At 73.3% G+C, this 17710-nt stretch carries 15 protein-coding genes; 6 read left to right on the top strand and 9 right to left on the bottom strand.

The window, feature by feature from the left end; all coding sequences use genetic code 11:
* The 4 genes from PLP61_RS05455 to PLP61_RS05440 all read right to left on the bottom strand — a co-directional run.
* Positions 1-749 (bottom strand): SLBB domain-containing protein (locus PLP61_RS05455; RefSeq protein WP_324501143.1); only part of this gene is annotated, 749 nt, incomplete at its 3' end.
* Complete coding sequence (locus PLP61_RS05450) at positions 749-1324, bottom strand: ferric reductase-like transmembrane domain-containing protein (protein WP_324501141.1); 576 nt, start codon at positions 1322-1324, stop codon at positions 749-751. The genes PLP61_RS05455 and PLP61_RS05450, both read right to left, overlap by 1 nt.
* A complete protein-coding gene (locus tag PLP61_RS05445) occupies positions 1321-2226 on the bottom strand; it encodes an FAD:protein FMN transferase (protein WP_324501139.1) in 906 nt (301 codons plus the stop codon). Before PLP61_RS05445 ends, PLP61_RS05450 begins: the two co-directional genes overlap by 4 nt.
* A 1-nt stretch (position 2227) precedes the next feature.
* A complete protein-coding gene (locus PLP61_RS05440) occupies positions 2228-2485 on the bottom strand; it encodes a hypothetical protein (RefSeq protein ID WP_324501137.1) in 258 nt (85 codons plus the stop codon).
* Positions 2486-2665: 180 nt separating this feature from the next.
* Here PLP61_RS05440 and PLP61_RS05435 point away from each other — a divergent pair, with 180 nt between their 5' ends.
* Positions 2666-4384: an ABC-F family ATP-binding cassette domain-containing protein gene (locus tag PLP61_RS05435; RefSeq protein ID WP_324501135.1), complete on the top strand. Its 1719-nt coding sequence runs from the start codon at positions 2666-2668 to the stop codon at positions 4382-4384.
* A gap of 10 nt (positions 4385-4394) precedes the next feature.
* On the opposite strand, the gene PLP61_RS05430 is transcribed toward PLP61_RS05435, so the two are convergent.
* A complete protein-coding gene (locus PLP61_RS05430; protein WP_324501133.1) occupies positions 4395-5627 on the bottom strand; it encodes a S1C family serine protease in 1233 nt (410 codons plus the stop codon).
* A gap of 4 nt (positions 5628-5631) precedes the next feature.
* The gene (gene mgtA, locus PLP61_RS05425) at positions 5632-8229 is read right to left on the bottom strand and encodes a magnesium-translocating P-type ATPase (RefSeq protein ID WP_324501131.1); all 2598 of its coding nucleotides are present in this window, start codon (positions 8227-8229) and stop codon (positions 5632-5634) included.
* Positions 8230-8271: 42 nt separating this feature from the next.
* Here mgtA and PLP61_RS05420 point away from each other — a divergent pair, with 42 nt between their 5' ends.
* Positions 8272-9324: a lysylphosphatidylglycerol synthase transmembrane domain-containing protein gene (locus tag PLP61_RS05420; RefSeq protein WP_324501129.1), complete on the top strand. Its 1053-nt coding sequence runs from the start codon at positions 8272-8274 to the stop codon at positions 9322-9324.
* Here PLP61_RS05420 and PLP61_RS05415 read toward each other — a convergent pair.
* Positions 9284-10495, bottom strand: coding sequence for a Dyp-type peroxidase (locus tag PLP61_RS05415; protein ID WP_324501127.1), 1212 nt, complete (start codon positions 10493-10495; stop codon positions 9284-9286). The two genes, PLP61_RS05420 and PLP61_RS05415, sit on opposite strands and share 41 nt — an antisense overlap.
* Positions 10496-10636: 141 nt before the next feature.
* Here PLP61_RS05415 and PLP61_RS05410 point away from each other — a divergent pair, with 141 nt between their 5' ends.
* Positions 10637-12220 carry a long-chain-fatty-acid--CoA ligase gene (locus PLP61_RS05410; RefSeq protein ID WP_324501126.1) on the top strand — a complete coding sequence of 528 codons (1584 nt, stop codon included), beginning with the start codon at positions 10637-10639 and terminating at the stop codon, positions 12218-12220.
* Here the strand turns inward: PLP61_RS05410 and PLP61_RS05405 are convergent.
* Together PLP61_RS05405 and PLP61_RS05400 are read right to left on the bottom strand one after the other, a co-directional pair.
* Positions 12187-13656: a WS/DGAT/MGAT family O-acyltransferase gene (locus tag PLP61_RS05405; RefSeq protein WP_324501124.1), complete on the bottom strand. Its 1470-nt coding sequence runs from the start codon at positions 13654-13656 to the stop codon at positions 12187-12189. The two genes, PLP61_RS05410 and PLP61_RS05405, sit on opposite strands and share 34 nt — an antisense overlap.
* Before the next feature lie 43 nt (positions 13657-13699).
* Positions 13700-15010, bottom strand: coding sequence for a citrate synthase (locus tag PLP61_RS05400; protein ID WP_324501121.1), 1311 nt, complete (start codon positions 15008-15010; stop codon positions 13700-13702).
* 275 nt (positions 15011-15285) lie between these two features.
* Here PLP61_RS05400 and rplM point away from each other — a divergent pair, with 275 nt between their 5' ends.
* The 3 genes from rplM to glmM are packed head-to-tail and all read left to right on the top strand — an operon-like array spanning position 15286 to position 17619.
* Positions 15286-15729: a 50S ribosomal protein L13 gene (rplM, locus tag PLP61_RS05395; protein WP_324501119.1), complete on the top strand. Its 444-nt coding sequence runs from the start codon at positions 15286-15288 to the stop codon at positions 15727-15729.
* Positions 15730-15752: 23 nt separating this feature from the next.
* Positions 15753-16265, top strand: a complete 513-nt coding sequence (gene rpsI / locus PLP61_RS05390; RefSeq protein WP_324501117.1) for a 30S ribosomal protein S9 — start codon at positions 15753-15755, stop codon at positions 16263-16265.
* Positions 16266-16269: 4 nt separating this feature from the next.
* Positions 16270-17619 carry a phosphoglucosamine mutase gene (gene glmM / locus PLP61_RS05385; RefSeq protein ID WP_324501115.1) on the top strand — a complete coding sequence of 450 codons (1350 nt, stop codon included), beginning with the start codon at positions 16270-16272 and terminating at the stop codon, positions 17617-17619.
* Positions 17620-17710 lie beyond the last annotated feature (91 nt).

Here is a 17710-nt window from a genome sequence, read left to right as displayed (position 1 = left end):
TAGCCGCCCACCAGCACGGCGGCCAGGTCCGGGGCGGGCCGGGCCGAGGCGAGCACGTCGCGCAGCCGGGTGCCGCGGGCGGCCTCGACCACTCCCGGCCGGGCCACCGCACCGCTGATCGTGAACAGCGAGGTGCCCGGGTCCTCGGGAGTGCCGACCGAGCGGAACCACTCCGGACCGAACCGGGCGAGCAGGGCCAGCTGCGCCAGGGTCTCGGCGTTGGCGACCAGGGTGGGCCGGCCCCCGAGCCCGCGCTCGGTCACCCGCGTGAGTGGATCCCGGGGGACCGCGGGCCGCCCCTCCAGCTGGTTGACGAGCGCCGTCTCCTGGCCGGCGACGAAGCCGCCGGACAGCCGGCGTACCTCGATCCGGTGGCCGCGCACGGCGCTCTCGGCGACCTCGGCCGGCACGTCCGGGCCGACGGCCAGGACGACCCGCCGGGTCCGCAGTGCCCGGGCCACCAAGGTCAGCCCGTCGACCACGAGTCGCGGCGCGTGGGTGAGCAGGACCTTGTCCTTGTGGCTGAGCGGCTCGCCCTCCATGGCGTTGCCCACCACGGCGGGTGTCCGTCCCGCGCCCGCGACGGCCCGCAGCTTGACCGCGGTCGGGAAGCCTGCGCCGCCACGGCCGGTCAGCCCGGCCGCCTCCACCAGCCGCACCAGCCCGGCGGCGTCCAGGTCGGGCAGCGGCCCGAGCGGACCGGCGTCGAGCAGCCGTCGGGTGTCGGCGGGTGCGGCGAGGGGCGTCATCAGCGGGTCCTTCCGGAGGTGAGGATGCGGGGGGTCCGCCGCCAGCCACGCTCGGCGAAGGACGGCATGAGCCGCCAGGCGACCGCGCTCGCGACCGCGCCGGTGGAGACCGCGACCAGGCCGACCATCCACGCCGAGGCGGCGTCGGTGCCGTTGCCGAGGGCGTGCAGGACGGCGACCGGCCACAGCAGGTACGTCGCCCAGTGCACCGCCCGGAAGACCCGTGGTCCGACCCGGTGGCGGAGCAGGCTCACGACGGTGACCACTGCGAGGAGGTCGACCGCCAGCGTCCCCAGCCCGAGCCAGAGCGGCTTGGCCACGCCCAGGAACGGGACGACCATGTCCACCAGGCGCAGCTGGGCGTAGGGGTCCAGGAACAGGCTCCCCAGGTGGGCGAGCACCAGGCCGGTGCCGGTCAGCGCGACGGTGCGGTGCAGCTCGGCCGCGCCGAACCGGCCCAGGCCGGGCAGCGGACGTCCCGACCGGGTCACGATGCCCAGCACCAGGGCGAGGGTGAACATCACCAGCGCCACGACGCCGGTGCCTCGCCCGAGCGCCCAGAGTGCTTCGTTCATGCCGCGACCTCCTCGGGCCAGCCACCCAGCAGTCGGACCCGGCGGTCGTGGTCGACCAGCCGGGCGGGCAGACCCTGGGCGGTGAGCCAGGTCAGGCCCTCGTTCCCGCGGCTCAACGTCGCGGTGGCGGCGGCGTTGGCCTCCGCGCAGGTGCCGGCCACGACGCTCACCGTCCGCCAGGGGGTCCGGGCGGGCCGCGAGGTGCGTGGGTCGACCACGTGGTGGACGGTGGCCCCGCCGCGGCGCCAGGTGCGGCGTACCGAGCTCGACGTGGCGACCGCGGTTCCCGCGGCCAGCCCGATGCGGGCCGCCGGGTCTCCGGGGGTGTCTTGGACCAGGATCTGCCAGCCCCCGACGGGGGCCGGCCCGGCGGCGGCGATGTCGCCGCCCAGGCTGACCAGCACACCGCAGCCGAGCCGGTCCGCGACCGCTACCGCGCACCGGTCGGCGGCCACGGCCTTCGCGGTCGCGCCGAGGTCGAGCTCCACCCCGGCGGGCAGCCGGAGAGTGCGGCCGGTGAGCCCGACGACCCGCCAGCCGGGGGTACGCCGTACCCGCGCCACGGGCCGCTCACCGGTCAGGTCGAGCATGGTGATGTCCCGGTCGTAGCCGAGGTCGGCGAGGGTGCCGCCGACCGTCGGGTCCACGGCTCCGTCCGTCCGCAGGGCCGCGTCCAGCGCCGCGGCCAGCAGGTCCGCCAGCACCGGCGAGACGGTCACGGTGCCGTCCGGCCCGGGGCTCAGCGTGCGGATCTCGGAGTCGTCGCGGAACCGGCTGCAGGCCAGCTCCACCTCCGCCAGGATCCCGTCCACGATCTCGCGTGCCGTCGCGAGCGCGGCATCGCGGGTCACCACCAGGCGGGCGGAGGTGCTCCACAGCGACCAGTCCTGTGCGGTGGTCACCTCAGGACCCGGAGCTCTGGGCGGCCGGTGGGGCGGCCGGCTGCTGGGCGGAGGGGGGCTGGACCGGGGTCCACCGCCCGTCGTCGTCCGCCTCCCGCTGGGCGCGTGGGGCCGAGCCGCCGGAGGTGGTGCCGGTGTCGGCGGTGGCCTGCCCGGTGGCCACACCAAGGGCGGCGGCCGTCCCGAGCGCCCCGACGACGCCCAGGCCGACGACCGCCGCCTTGGCCCCGCGGGTGGTGCGGACTCTCGAAGCTGTCATGGACCCCACGGTCCCTGCCGACCCTGTGGCTTCCCTGTGAGCCGCCCAAGGGGCCGGTGTCAATGCAGCGCCGGTGCCCCCCTGCTCCGCTGGGCGCACCCAGGCACAACGCGGGCCGGCCAGCCGGGGAGCGGTAACTCGGTGGCCATCCCCCGGCCCGGCAGCGCAGAATGGCTCCCCGTGGGTCACGTGGACGTCGCCGGGGTGCGCTACGAGCTGCCCGACGGGCGGGTGCTGCTCGACGACGTGTCGTTCCGCATCGGCGACGGCGCGACGGTGGCCCTGGTGGGCGCGAACGGTGCCGGCAAGACCACGCTGCTGCGGCTGGTCACCGGCGAGCTCACCCCCCACGCCGGGGCCATCACCCGCTCCGGCGGGCTCGGCGTGATGCGCCAGTTCGTGGGGCAGGGGGTCGTGGAGGCGCGACCGGATCCCACGGTCGCCGACCTGCTGCTCTCGGTGGCGCCGGCGCGGGTGCAGACCGCCTCGGCCGAGGTGGACGCCTGCGAGCGGGCGCTGATGGACGCCGACGAGGAGAAGACACAGCTGCGGTACGCCGAGGCGCTGGCGGAGTACGCCGACGCCGGCGGCTACGACCTCGAGGTCACCTGGGACGTGTGCACCGTGGCGGCGCTGGGGGTGCCCTTCGACCGGGCGAAGTACCGCCGGCTGGCGACCCTGTCCGGGGGCGAGCAGAAGAGGGTCGTGCTGGAGTACCTCCTCCGCGGCCCCGACCAGGTGCTGCTGCTGGACGAGCCCGACAACTACCTCGACGTGCCCGGCAAGATGTGGCTCGAGCAGCGGCTGCGCGAGTCGGACAAGACCATCCTGCTCATCTCCCACGACCGCGAGCTGCTGGCCAACACCGCGACCAGGATCGTCACCGTCGAGCTCGGCAGCGCCGGCAACCGGGTGTGGACCCACCCCGGCGGCTTCGCGTCCTACCACCAGGCCCGGCGGGACCGCTTCGCCCGGTTCGAGGAGCTGCGGCGGCGCTGGGACGAGGAGCACGCGAAGCTGCGCGCGCTGGTGCTCATGTACAAGCAGAAGGCGGCCTACAACGACGGGCTGGCCAGCCGCTACCAGGCCGCGCAGACCCGGCTGCGCAAGTTCGAGGAGGCGGGACCGCCCACCGAGCAGCCCCGCGAGCAGCAGCTGAGCATGCGGCTGCGCGGCGGACGCACCGGCAAGCGGGCCGTGATCTGCGAGCAGCTCGAGCTGACCGGGCTGATGCGTCCTTTCGACCTGGAGATCTGGTACGGCGAGCGGGTCGCGGTGCTCGGGTCCAACGGGTCGGGCAAGTCCCACTTCCTGCGGCTGCTGGCGGCCGGCGGCAGTGACCCGGACCTGGAGCACCGCCCGGTGGCCAGCGGCCCGGGGGACGTGGCCGCTGCGGTGCCGCACACCGGGAAGGCGCGGCTGGGGGCGCGGGTCCGGCCGGGCTGGTTCGTGCAGACCCACGAGCACCCCGAGCTGGTCGGCCGGACGCTGCTGGAGATCCTGCACCGCGGTGACGCCACGGCCGACGGCCGGGGCCGGCAGGGGATGGGCCGGGAGCAGGCCAGCCGGGTCCTGGACCGCTACGAGCTCGCCCACGCCGCGGAGCAGACCTTCGACTCCCTGTCCGGGGGTCAGCAGGCCAGGTTCCAGATCCTTCTCCTGGAGCTCTCCGGGGCCACGCTCCTCCTGCTGGACGAGCCGACCGACAACCTGGACGTGGAGTCGGCGGAGGCCCTCGAGGAGGGCCTCGACTCGTTCGAGGGCACGGTGCTCGCGGTCACCCACGACCGCTGGTTCGCGCGGGGGTTCGACCGGTTCCTGGTGTACGGCGCGGACGGGGAGGTCTACGAGTCCGACGGCCCGGTCTGGGACGAAGGCCGGGTCCGTCGGGCTCGCTGACCGTCCGGGCCTACTGGTCCTGCGCCTGCGCGTCGGAGTCCAGGGTCACCGTGGCGCTCTGGGTCTCGCCGTCGCGGGTCCAGGTGACCTTCACCTGGTCGCCGGGGCGGTAGGCCCGGATCGTGGCCACCAGCGAGTCCGAGCCGGTGATCTGCGTGGCGTCGACCTGGGTGATCACGTCGCCGGCCTGCAGGCCGGCCTTCTCGGCCGCCGAGCCGGCGGAGACCTGCCCCACCTGTGCCCCCACCAGCAGACCGGAGTCGCCGGAGCTGGCCTGGTCGCTCACGCTGACCCCGAGCCGCGCGTGGGTCACCGGGTCGCCGTCGATCATCTGCTGGACGATCGGCATGACCTCGTCCATGGGGATCGCGAAGCCGAGGCCGATCGAGCCGGCCTGGCCGCCGGAGGTGTCGTTGGAGGCCGTGCGGATGGAGGAGTTGATGCCGACCACCGAGCCGTTCATGTCGACCAGCGGTCCCCCGCTGTTGCCGGGGTTGATCGCCGCGTCGGTCTGGATCGCGGGGTACGTCGTGGAGTTGCCCTGGCTGTCGGAGCCGACGTTGACCGGCCGGTTGAGGGCGCTCACGATGCCACTGGTCACGGTGGACTGCAGCCCGAACGGCGAGCCGATCGCGACCACCTCCTGGCCGACCCGCAGGTCGGCCGAGGTGCCGATGGTCGCCGGGGTGAGGCCGGAGACGTCCTCGGCCTGGATCACCGCGGTGTCGGTGAGCGGGTCGGTGCCGACGACCGTCGCGCTCGCGCTGCTGCCGTCGTTGAACGAGACGGCCAGAGTGCCGCCCCCGCCCGCGGCGAGCTCGACCACGTGGTTGTTGGTGAGGATGAGGCCGTCCTGGCTCAAGATGATGCCCGAGCCGGAGCCCGAACCCTCGGGGCCGGACACCAGGATCTTCACCACCGAGGGCAGCACCTCGGCCGCGACCTTCTCCACGGAGCCCTCGGGGGCGGCCGGGACCTGGTTGGCGACCGGCGAGGCGGAGGTGGCCACGGTGCTCGCAGGCTGGTCCTCGGACTGGGTGGCGTCCCAGGCGGCGGCACCCCCGAGCCCCGCGGCACCCCCGAGCAGCACCGACGCGGCGACCACCGAGGCCGCGAACATGCCGCGCCGCGGCGGGCGGCCGCCGGGAGGAGCGGGGGGTGGCGGCACCGGCGTCGGCGGGAGCTGGTCGTCGGTGGCGGTGGGGATCGGGCGCGTCGGCTCGGGGAACTGCTCGTAGGTCATGGCCTCAGTCTCGCGGCGTCGGCTGTGAGCAGGCTGAGTCGTCGCTTGGCTCCAGCCAAAAAGTCCCGGTGCCGGGGTAGCGACGGTAGTAGACCCGTTTGACGGCCTCGTTGGTCACGACGTACGCCACGGCGATGCCGGCGATGGCGAGCAGGAGGTCGGGGCCGGGACGGTCCAGGCCCAGGGCGCTCGCCACCACGGGCAGGAAGGGGATGACGACCACGCTCACCCCGACCGCGACGCTCAGCCCGACGAGCAGCCGGGCGGGTCGCGAGGAGAGCATCGGCCGCCGGGTGCGCAGCGAGAAGAGCACGAGCAGCTCGCTGACGGTGGACTCGATGAACCAGGCGCTGCGGAACTCGGTGGCCGACGCGTCGAGCACCCCGAGCAGCACCGCGAAGGTGACCACGTCGAAGAACGTCGAGACGCTGCCGAAGACGACCAGGAACCGGCGGATGTCGGGCAGGTCCCAGGAGGCGGGGCGGAGCGTCTGCTCCGGGTCCACCTCGTCCTCGGCGATCGCGGTGGAGGGGATGTCGGTGAGGAAGTTGAGCAGCAGGATCTGCCGCGGCAGCAGCGGCAGGAACGGCAGGACGAGGCTCGCCGCCGCCATCGCCAGCATGTTGCCGAAGTTCGCGCTCGTGGTGAGCCGGACGTACTTGAGGGTGTTGGCGAAGGTACGCCGCCCCAGCGTCACCCCGTCCAGGACGACGTCCAGCGTCTTGTCCAGCAGCACGACCGCGGCCGCCTCCTTGGCGACGTCCACGGCCGTGTCCACCGAGATGCCGACGTCGGCCGCGTGCAGTGCCGGGGCGTCGTTGATCCCGTCGCCCAGGAAGCCGACGCCGGCGCCGCCGGTGCGCAGGGACAGCAGCACGCGGCGCTTGTGGTGCGGCTCCACCTCGGCGAACACCTCGACCCGCTGGACCGCCTCGGCCAGAGCGGGGTCGTCCATCGCGTCCACGTGCGGACCGGTGAGGACCCGGTCGGTGGACAGGCCGACGCTCGCGGCGGTGGCCCGAGCGGCCAGGGCGTTGTCCCCGGTGAGCAGGCGGACCGAGACGCCCAGCTCCCGCAGGCGGGTCACCGCCTCGCCGGCCGTGGCCTTGACGGGGTCGTGGAAGGCCAGCAGCCCGCGCAGGGTCAGTCCCTCCTCCGCCTCCGGGCCGAGGTCGCCGGGGTCGCGGTCGTAGCGACGGGTCGCCAGCGCCAGCACCCGGAACCCGTCCGCGCTCAGCCGGGCGAACCGGTCGGTCACGTCGTCGCGGACGTCGGCGAGGTCGACCGCGGTGCCGTCGACCTCCGCCCGGGTGCACACGGAGAGCACCCCCTGCACGGCCCCCTTGGTGACCAGGGTGGGCCATCCGTCGACGTCGGTGAGCACCGAGAGCCGCTTGCGGGTGAAGTCGTAGGGGACCTGGTCGAGCGCCGTGGCGCCGGGTGGCGGTGCCTGCCGGGCGACGATCGCCTGGTCCATGGGGTTCACGAACCCGTCCTGCAGCCCGGCGTTCAGCGCGGCCAGGGTGAGGACGGCCTCCGACTCGCGGCCGGACACGTCCAGGGCCCGGTCCAGCCGTGGGGCGCCCTCGGTGAGGGTGCCGGTCTTGTCGGTGCACAGGATGCTCATCGAGCCGAGGTCCTCGATGACCTCCAACCGCTTCACGATGACCTTCCGCCGGGCCAGCAGCCGCGCACCCGAGGACAGGCTGATGGTGACGATGGCGGGCAGCATCTGGGGGGTGAGGCCCACGGCGAGGGCGAGGGAGAACAGCAGCGAGTCCAGCAGCGGCCGACCCAGGACGGCGTTCACCGCGAAGATGAACACGGTCAGCACCAGCATCAGCCGCACGAGCAGGTAGCCGAACCGGCTGGAGCCGCGCTCGTAGGCCGTGGTCGGGGCGGCGCCGCGCAGGTCCTTGGTCACCCGGCCGAGCTCGGTGTCCCGCCCGGTGCCCAGCGCGACGGCGTTCGCCGTCCCGCTGACCACGTGGGTGCCGAAGAACACGCTGTTGACGCGGCCGGCCACGGGGGTCGCTGCGGACAGCACGACGTCGGCCTGCTTCTCCGCGGGGAACGACTCGCCGGTGAGCGCCGACTCGTCGACCAGCAGCTCATCGGCGCCCAGCAGCCGGCAGTCGGCCGGGATCACGCTCCCGGTGGCGAGGTGCACCACGTCGCCGCGGACCACGTGGGCGACGGGGACCTGCGTGGGCGACCCGTCCCTCAGCACGGTGGCCTCGACCTGGACCCTGGCCGTCAGGGCGGCCACGTCGCGGCCCGCGCGGTGGTCCTGGGCGAAGCCGAGGAGCCCGCTGGCCACGATGATCGCGATGATGATGAGGCCGTCGGTCACGTCGCCCACCGCCATCGAGATCACCGTCGCCGCGAGCAGGATCAGCACGATCGGACTGGTGAACTGCCTGGTCAGCTCGCGGACCCAGCCGGCACGCCGAGGGCCGGCGGCCGGCGGCGCAGCCGCCAGGCGGTCGTCAGCCTCCGCCGCGCTCAGACCCTGGGGCGACGACGCCACGCCGGCCAGGACCGCGTCCGCCGCCGCAGCCCACGGGGCGGGTGCCGCCGGCGGGGCGCTGGCAGCGGTCACACCCCCATGCTAGGACCGGCGCAGACGTGGGACGCTGGGCGTATGGAGCGCCCGAGCTCTCCACGGACCCGACGACGCTGGGTGGTCTGGATCGTCCTGCTCCTGGTCACCGTGCTGGTCCTCGAGCTCACGTCGGTGGACGTGCTGGTCGGGCTGCGCCGGTCCTGGGAGGTCGTCGACTCGGCGCAGCCCTGGCTGCTGGCGCTCGCGCTGGTGCTGGAGCTGGGGTCGTTCGCGTGCTTCAGCGGCCTCACCCGGACCCTGCTGCCCACCTCCCGGCCGGGGTACCCGACGGTCCTCGCGATCGACCTGACCGGGAACGGCTCGAGCCGCGTGCTGCCCGGCGGTGGGGCGTCCGCCGCGGTGCTGCGCTACCGGCTGCTGGGAAGCCACGGGGTGGGGTCGGGAGCGGCGGCCAGCGCGGCGACCGCCGAGACCGCGATCACCACGATGTGGCTGGTCGCCGGCCTCGGGCTGGGCCTGGTCCTCGCGGTGCCGCACCCCGGGACCCAGCCCCTCCTCAAGACCGCGTGCGTGGTGGCGGTCGTGGCGCTGACGGCCACCGGTGGCGTGGTGGCGGTGCTGACGGCTCGGCCCGAGGCCGTGGTGGCGGTGACCCACCGGGTCGCGGCGCACGTGCCCCTGCTGCGGCCGCAGGTGCTCGAGGGCTGGGTCCGCAGCCTGATCGCCCTCGTGCAGACCCTGACCCGCGGCGGCGCCCGCAGCCGGCAGGCGCTGCTCTGGGGCCTCGGGAACTGGGCCTTGGACGTGTCGGCGCTGTGGACCTGCCTGTGGGCCTTCGGGGTGGCCGCGAACCCGGGCGGCCTGGTCACGACCCACGCCGTGGTGTCGCTGATCGCGATGCTGCCGCTCACCCCCGGAGGGATCGGTCTGGTCGAGGGGGTGGCGGTGCCGATGCTGGTGTCCTTCGGTGTGCCCGGGGGTGCGGCCCTGCTCGGGGTGCTGGCCTGGCGGCTGCTGTCGTTCTGGCTGCCCATCCCCGTCGGGCTCGGCTCCTACTCCTGGCTGCGGCTGGTGGGTGCCAGGTCGTCGGCTACCCCAGCAGCCGGTCACCGAGGAACCCGCCCTCGGTGAAGCCGGGCAGGATCGCGAAGGCGGCGCTGCCGATCGCCGTGGTCCACTCGTTGAGCGCGTCGCCCTGGTCCAGCCGTTGCTGGATCCTGGTGAACTGGCTGTCGATGTCGGCCTGGAAGCTGCAGAAGACCAGCCCCGCCTCGCGCCGGCCGGTCCGCGCGTCGTACGCCGTGTAGTTCAGGCCGCGGCGCAGGATCCGCGCGCCGCCGTTCGTCGTGGGGTGGGAGAGGCGGACGTGGGCGTTCGCGGCGATGACCGGCCGGCCCTGCTCGTCGCGGGCGTCGAGGTCCGGCACGTCGGTCTCGGCGGTGCCCGTGAGCGGCGCTCCCACGGCCAGGTCCCGGCCGACGGCCTGCTCCTGCTCGGCCCGGGTGAGGGTGTCCCACAGGTCGAGGTCCATCCTGATCCGGCGTACCACCACCGTGGTGCCGCCGGCGAACCACCCGGGGGTCTTGGCCCACACGGTCGGGTCGAAGAGCGGGTCGTCCACCCGCAGGTTGCCGGTGCCGTCCACCTGGCCGAACAGGTTGCGGCCGGTGTGGGGGGACTGCTGCGCGTCGAGCCCGCGCCAGGAGCCCTCCTGCTCCCACCGCTGGGTGGCGAAGGGCTCGGCGTCCAGCAGCAGCCGGCGCAGCGCGTGGTTCACCGTGGTGTCCTCGGCCGCCCCGACCATCAGCAGCAGGTCCCCGCCGGACCAGCGTTCCTCCAGCCGGTCGTGGGTGAACGCCGGCACCTCGGCCAGGGCGGCGGGGCGGGCGGAGACCAGCCCGGTCCGCTCGAAGAGGGAGCGTCCCCATCCCACCGTGACGGTGAGGTCGGTGTTGGCCTGGGCCAGGTCCGGCGCCGTGTCGCCGGGTGCCGGCCGGCCCTGGGTGAGCGCGGCGAGGGTGCCGCTCCACAGCCGCATCAGCCGGGCCAGCGCGTCCCGGTCGACGTCGGCACGCAGGTCCAGCGCCACCAGCCGGTTCGCGCGGGCCGTGGGGGCGGTGACGCCGGGCTGGTGCGGTCCGTACGGGCTGAGGGTGGTCGGGACGGTCGGCTCCGCCCCGGTCGCGGGGTCCTCGCCCAGCCCCAGCGCGATGCCCGCGGCGCCGCCGGCCACCAGGCCCAGCCCCCCCGCACCGGCGTACCCGAGCAGGTGCCGACGGGTCGGCCTCGGCTCCTGGGTCACGTGTGCACCTCCTGGGGTCGCCCCCACGGTACGGCGCGCCCGGGCCGGCACCGGGCCCCGGGGCGGCCGTGAGCCTTGTCACAACGAGGGGATCGTGCCAGATTCGGCGCACCCGGCCGCCACGCACCCAGGGAGACTCCGATGACCGATCCCTCCGCCCCTCCCGAGCCCGTCTTCGTCGACGACCGGGTGGCCTGGTGGGCCGCCCACACCCCCGACGCGGAGGCGGTGAGCTACCTCTCACGCAGCTGGACCTGGGCCGAGTGGAACGACCGGGTCCGCCGGGCCGCGGGGGCGCTGGCCGGGCTCGGCGTCGGCCGCGGGGACGTCGTGGCCTTCCTGGACAAGAACCACCCCGCCTGCGTGGAGGTGTCGCTGGCCGCAGCGTCACTCGGCGCGGCCAACGCGATCGTCAACTGGCGCCTCGCCGGCGACGAGGTGGACTACGCCGTGAACGACTCCGGGGCCAAGGTGCTGCTGGTCGGCAGCGAGCTGATGCCGACCGTCGGGGCGATCCGCGACCGGCTCACGGGGGTCGACCACCTCGTCGAGGTGACACCGGAGGGCGGTGAGGGCGACGAGTACGAACGGCTGCTGGCCGCGGCCGCGCCCCTGGACCGGTCCTCCGACGTCGAGCCCGACGACGTGTGCCTGGTGATGTACTCCTCGGGCACCACCGGGCGGCCCAAGGGGGTGATGCTCTCCCACGCGAACATGGTCCAGCACACGCTCAACGCCCACGACGGCTGGGAGTTCGAGCCGGGTGACAAGTCCATGGTGTCGATGCCGCTGTTCCACGTGGGCGGCTCGTCGTACGTGCTGTTCTCCCTCCACGACGGGATCCCCAGCGTGATGACGCGGGAGCCTGATGCCGCCTCGCTGGCGGGGGCCATCCTCGCCGGCGCGAACCGGACCTTCCTCGTGCCGGCCGTGCTCGCCCAGGTGCTCCAGGCCGGGCCGGACGCCGTCCGGCTGTTCGGCGCGCTCAAGACCTACACCTACGGCGCCGCCCCGATGCCGCCGCCGCTGCTGCGTGCCGCCATGGAGGCCTGGCCGGAGACGGACTTCATCCAGGTCTACGGGCTCACCGAGGTGGCCGGGGTGGCGACGCACCTGATGCCCGACGCGCACCGGGACCCCGACCACCCCGAGCGGCTGGTCTCGGCCGGACAGCCGATCCCGGGCTGCGAGGTGCGGATCGTCGACCCCGGCACGCTCGAGGACGTGCCCACCGGCGAGCACGGCGAGATCTGGCTGCGCACCCCGCAGCTGATGAAGGGCTTCCTCGGCAAGCCGGAGGAGACCGCCAAGGTGGTCACCGCGGACGGCTGGTTCCGCACCGGCGACATCGGCCGGGTCGACGACGAGGGGTTCGTCTTCGTACAGGACCGGCTCAAGGACATGATCATCAGCGGTGGGGAGAACGTCTACTCCCCGGAGATCGAGCGTGTGCTCGCCGAGCACCCCGCAGTGATGGAGGTGGCCGTCATCGGCGTGCCCGACCAGCGCTGGGGCGAGAGCGTGAAGGCCGTCGTCTCGCTGCACCCGGAGGCCGCCGCCACCGAGGAGGAGCTCATCGCCTGGTGCCGGGCGTCGCTGGCGGGGTTCAAGTGCCCGCGGTCGGTGGACGTGGTGGAGCTGCTGCCGCGCAACCCGACCGGGAAGATCCTCAAGCGCGAGCTGCGACGTCCCTACTGGGAGGGTCGGGACTCCGCGATCGTCTGAGCCCGGGTGGCGCGCCGGGCCGCCCGGCGCAGAGCGGCGAGCTCGACGTGGAGGTTCGCCGCGATCGTGTCCACGTCGGGGACCGCGCTGCGGTCGGCGACGAGACCGAACTGCATCCGTCCGCAGTAGCTCATCACCGTGATGTTGAGCGCCAGGCCGTCGGTGACGACCGACACCGGGAAGTGGGCCTCCACCCGGGCCCCGGCGAGGTACATCGGGACCGGGGGGCCGGGGATGTTCGAGATCACCACGTTGAACACCGGCAGGCGGTTGCGCAGGTGCGTGTCGAACACCAGCCGGAACGCCGCGTTGGTGAGGACCGGTGGCGTCAGGTCGGTGGCCTCGTCGAAGAGGCCCTGCGGGATGAGGCCCTGCTGGGCCTTGGCGTGCCGGGTGGCCTCGTGGGCGGCCTCCAGCCGGGCCACCGGGTCGGCCACGTGGGTGGGGACCTGGGCCAGCATCGCCGAGACGCGGTTGCCCATCAGCCCGTGCCCGGACTCGTCGCGGATCGAGACCGGGACCATTGCGGCCAGCGGGTGCTCGGGGAGGGCGTCGCGCTGCAGCAGCCAGGTGCGCAGCACCCCGGCGCTGACGGCCATCACGACGTCGTTCACCGAGACCCCGAAGGCGTTCTTGACCTCCTTGACCTGGTCCAGGCTCAGGGTGGTGAACGCGAAGCGGCGGTGCGGCGTGATGGTGCGGTTCAGCGGCGTGGGTGGGGCCAGCCCCGCTGTGGTGTCGATGGGATGGCCGTCGAGGGCGCTGGTCACCTGGCCCGGGTCACGCTGCCGGGACACCGCCGGGAGCAGCCTGGGCAGCGAGCGCACCGAGTCGACGGCGACCTTGGCCGCCGAGACCGGCCACACCGCGACGTCCCTGGCCGTCCACCAGCCGAGCCGCGCGAGCGAGGGGAGGGGAGGGGGGTTCCACGGCTCCGGGTCGGGCAGCGTGCGGCCGCCGGGGTCGGTGTCGGTCAGCACCGCCAGCAGGTCGGCGCCGCTCACGCCGTCGATCGCGGCGTGGTGGACCTTGAGGTAGACCGCGACCCGGCCGCGGGCCAGGCCGGTGATCAAGGTGGCCTCCCACAGCGGGCGGGTCCGGTCCAGCGGTCGCGCGTGCAGCCGGGCCACCAGCTCGCCGAGCTGCGTGTCGTCGCCCGGGTGCGGCAGGCCGTCCTCGCGCAGGTGGTAGCTCAGGTCGAAGTCGGGGTCGTCAACCCAGTAGGGCCGGTCGATGCCCAGCGGCAGGCCGACCAGCCGCTTGCGCATCACCGGCACCAGTGGCAGCCGCTCGGCGTACAGCGCGGTGAGCCGCGCGAGGTCCAGCGCCCGGGTGGCTGCGGAGGGCGCCAGGATCGTCAGCCCGCCGACGTGCCCGGTGGAGTGGGGCGTCTCCAGAGCGAAGAAGGCCGAGTCCAGACCGCTGAGCCGCTCCATGGGGCCTATTCTGCGCTGACCGCCGGGGTCGCGGAAGTGGGGCTCAGGCCCAGCGCTCGGGGGCCGGCACGAACTCCACTGTCCGCTGCCCGGTGTAGATCTGCTTGGGCCGGGCGATCTTCTGCTCCTTGTCCTGCACCAGCTCCAGCCACTGCGCCAGCCATCCCGGCGTCCGGCCGATGGCGAACAGCACGGTGAACATCTCGGGCGGGAACTGCAGCGCCTCGTAGATCAGCCCGGAGTAGAAGTCCACGTTGGGGTAGAGCCTGCGCGAGACGAAGTACTCGTCCTCCAGGGCGATGGTCTCCAGCTCGTGGGCGATCTTGAGCAGCGGGTTGAGGCCGGTGACCTCGAAGACGTCGTCACATGCCTTCTTGATGATTCGCGCGCGCGGGTCGTGGTTCTTGTACACCCGGTGGCCGAAGCCCATCAGCCGCTCGTTGCCGCTCTTGACCCCCTCGATGAACGCCGGGATGTTGTCCATCGAGCCGATCCGGCGCAGCATCCGCAGCACGGCCTCGTTGGCGCCGCCGTGCAGCGGCCCGTAGAGCGCAGCGATCCCGGCCGCGACCGCGGAGTAGGGATCGACCTGGGAGGAGCCCACGGACCGCACCGCGTTCGTCGAGCAGTTCTGCTCGTGGTCGGCGTGCAGGATGAACAGCACGTCCAGGGCGCGGACCAGGCGCTCGTCGGCGACGTACTTCTGCTCGCTCATCTTGAACAGCATCGAGAGGAAGTTCGCCGTGTAGCCCAGGTCGTTGTCCGGGTAGACGTAGGGCTTGCCCTGCGCGTGGCGGAACGCCCAGGCGCCGAGCGTCGGCATCTTGGCGATCATCCGGATGATCTGGATCTCCCGGGAGTGCGCGTCGGTGATGTTGCGCGCGTCGGGGTAGAAGGTGGAGAGCGCGCCGACCGAGGCCATCAGCATTCCCATCGGGTGGGCGTCGTACCGGAAGCCCTCCACGAAGTTCTTGACGTTCTCGTGCACGAAGGTGTGGTAGGTGATGTGGTACACCCACTCCTCGTACTCGGCCTTGCTCGGCAGGTGGCCGTTGATGAGCAGGAAGGCCACCTCGAGGAACGTCGACCTCTCCGCCAGCTCCTCGATGGGGTAGCCGCGGTACTCCAGCACCCCCTTGTCGCCGTCGATGTAGGTGATCGAGGAACGGCAGGACGCGGTGTTGACGAAGCCGGGGTCGTAGACGGCCAGCCCCTGGGTGCCCTCGCCGGCCCGGATCGCACCGAGGTCGGCGGCCCGGACGGCGCCGTCCACGATGGGAACCTCGTACTCCTGGCCGGTGCGGTTGTCGCGGACGGTCAGCGACGGCACGCCGGTGGCAGGTGAGTCGGTCACGTCGGCTCCTGTGTCGGTCAGGGGGCACCCGGAGGTCGTTGCCGACCAACCTAGACCTCCGCCGGTCACCGGGGTACGCGGGGCGGCTCGTTTTGACCTGGCCGAAGCCGCCCGCGTAGTCTGGGCGGTCGCGACTCCTGCCGCGTCGAGCCCGCCTGCGCGGGCGCGGTGCAGACCCGGACGAGGTGAAGCCGGGCAGTGTTCGTCAGAAGCCGCAGCAGCACCGCCTGCCGGGGAGCCCGGTGGGTCCTACGAACGAAGAAGGTAGTGCACCCGTGCGCACGTACAGCCCCAAGCCCGCTGACATCCAGCGGCAGTGGCACGTCATCGACGCCACCGACGTGGTGCTCGGGCGGCTCGCCGTCCAGACCGCGAACCTCCTGCGCGGCAAGCACAAGGCGATCTTCGCCCCCCACGTCGACACCGGTGACTTCGTCATCATCGTCAACGCCGAGAAGGTCGCGCTGACCGGGTCGAAGAAGTCGACCAAGATGGCCTACCGGCACTCCGGCTACCCGGGCGGCCTCACCGCCACCCCGATCGGGGAGCTGCTGGAGAAGGACGCCCGCAAGGCGGTCGAGAGCGCGGTGTGGGGCATGCTCCCCAAGAACCGCCTCGGCCGCCAGATGCTCAAGAAGCTCAAGGTCTACTCGGGTCCGACCCACCCGCACGCGGCCCAGCAGCCCACCCCGTTCGAGATCTCCCAGGTCTCCCAGTAACCCGAAGGATCGAGTGAAACATCGTGGCTGAGACCACCGAGACCAGCACCCAGGACGAGGCTGTGGAGACCTACCAGGCCAACGCCGAGGGGGTCGCCTACTCCTCCGAGTCGGCGCCCGGCGCCACCAGCACCAAGGTGGCCACCGTGGCTCCCGCCGCGGCCACCGGCCGGCGCAAGGAGGCGGTCGCGCGCGTGCGCATCGTGCCCGGCACCGGCAAGTGGCGGGTCAACGGACGCACCCTGGACTCCTACTTCCCGAACAAGCTGCACCAGCAGGTCGTCAACGAGCCGTTCGTGACCACCCAGATGGAGGGCCGCTTCGACGTCATCGCCCGCATCCACGGTGGCGGCATCACCGGGCAGGCCGGGGCGCTGCGGCTGGGCGTGGCCCGAGCGCTCAACGAGGTGGACACCGAGGCGAACCGCGCGGCGCTCAAGAAGGCCGGGCTGCTGACCCGCGACGCCCGGGTGATCGAGCGCAAGAAGGCCGGCCTGAAGAAGGCCCGGAAGGCTCCGCAGTACAGCAAGCGGTGACCCGGTGGCCCGACTCTTCGGCACCGACGGTGTCCGGGGGCTGGCCAACAGCGAGCTGACCGCCGAGCTCGCCCTGGACCTCTCCGTCGCCGCCGCCCACGTCCTCGGCGACCGGGGCGTGTTCGCCGGCCACCGGCCCCTGGCCGTGGTCGGTCGCGACACCCGGATCTCCGGCCAGTTCCTGGAGGCGGCGGTCGTCGCGGGACTCGCCTCGGCAGGCGTCGACGTACTCCTGCTCGGGGTCCTGCCGACTCCCGGCGTCGCCTACCTGACCGACACGCTCGGGGCCGACCTGGGCGTGGTGCTGTCGGCCTCGCACAACCCGATGCCCGACAACGGCATCAAGTTCCTCGCGCGGGGCGGGCACAAGCTCGACGACGCCATCGAGGTGGCCATCGAGCAGCGGATGCGCGAGGAGTGGCAGCGACCGGTCGGCGCGGGCGTCGGCCGGGTGACCGGCCACCCCACCGCGGTCGAGGAGTACGTCGCGCACCTGGTCCGCACCATCGAGCACCCGCTGGCCGGCCTGCGCGTGGTGATCGACTGCGCCGAGGGCGCCGCGTCGGTGACCGGGCCCCGGGCGCTGGGCGACGCCGGCGCTGACGTGGTCGCCATCCACGCGACCCCCGACGGGGTGAACATCAACGACCGCTGCGGGTCGACGCACCTGGCCGCACTCCAGGCGACCGTGGTCAGCGAGGGCGCCGACGTGGGGTTCGCGCTCGACGGCGACGCCGACCGCTGCCTCGCGGTCGACCACGAGGGCACGGTGGTCGACGGCGACCAGCTGCTGGCGATCCTCGCGCTCTCGCTGAAGGAGTCCGGCCGTCTGGTGAAGGACACCGTGGTCGCCACGGTGATGAGCAACCTCGGCTTCGGCCAGGCCATGAAGGCCCACGGCGTCAACGTGCGGCGTACCAAGGTGGGCGACCGGTACGTCCTGGAGGCGATGAAGGTCTCCGGCTACTCCCTGGGAGGGGAGCAGTCGGGTCACGTGATCCTCCGCGAGCACGCGACCACGGGCGACGGGACGCTCACCGCGCTGCAGGTTCTCGAGCGGATGGCCACCACCGGGAAGAGCCTGCGCGAGCTGGCCGCGGTGATGACCCGGCTGCCGCAGGTGCTGGTGAACGTGCCCGGTGTCGACAAGGCCCGCGCGGACGAGGACGCCGTGCTGGCCGCGGCCGTCGCCGAGGAGGAGGCGCTGCTCGGCGAGAGCGGCCGGATCCTGCTCCGCCCGTCCGGGACCGAGCCGCTGGTCCGGGTGATGGTGGAGGCCCCCACCGCCGACGAGGCCCAGGCCGTCGCCGGCCGCCTCGCGGACGTGGTGCGGGCGCAGCTGTCGCTCACCTGAGCGGTCTGAGTCGGCCGGGCTGGCCTGAGTCGGCGGGGCTGGTCTGAGTCGGCCTCGGATCGGGAGTTCTCCCGATGTGCGACCGGGGGCC

It is taken from the genome of Nocardioides sp., assembly GCF_035429765.1.
Classification (GTDB): Bacteria; Actinomycetota; Actinomycetes; order Propionibacteriales; family Nocardioidaceae; genus Nocardioides.
This window is presented reverse-complemented; position numbering and strand designations above follow the sequence as displayed.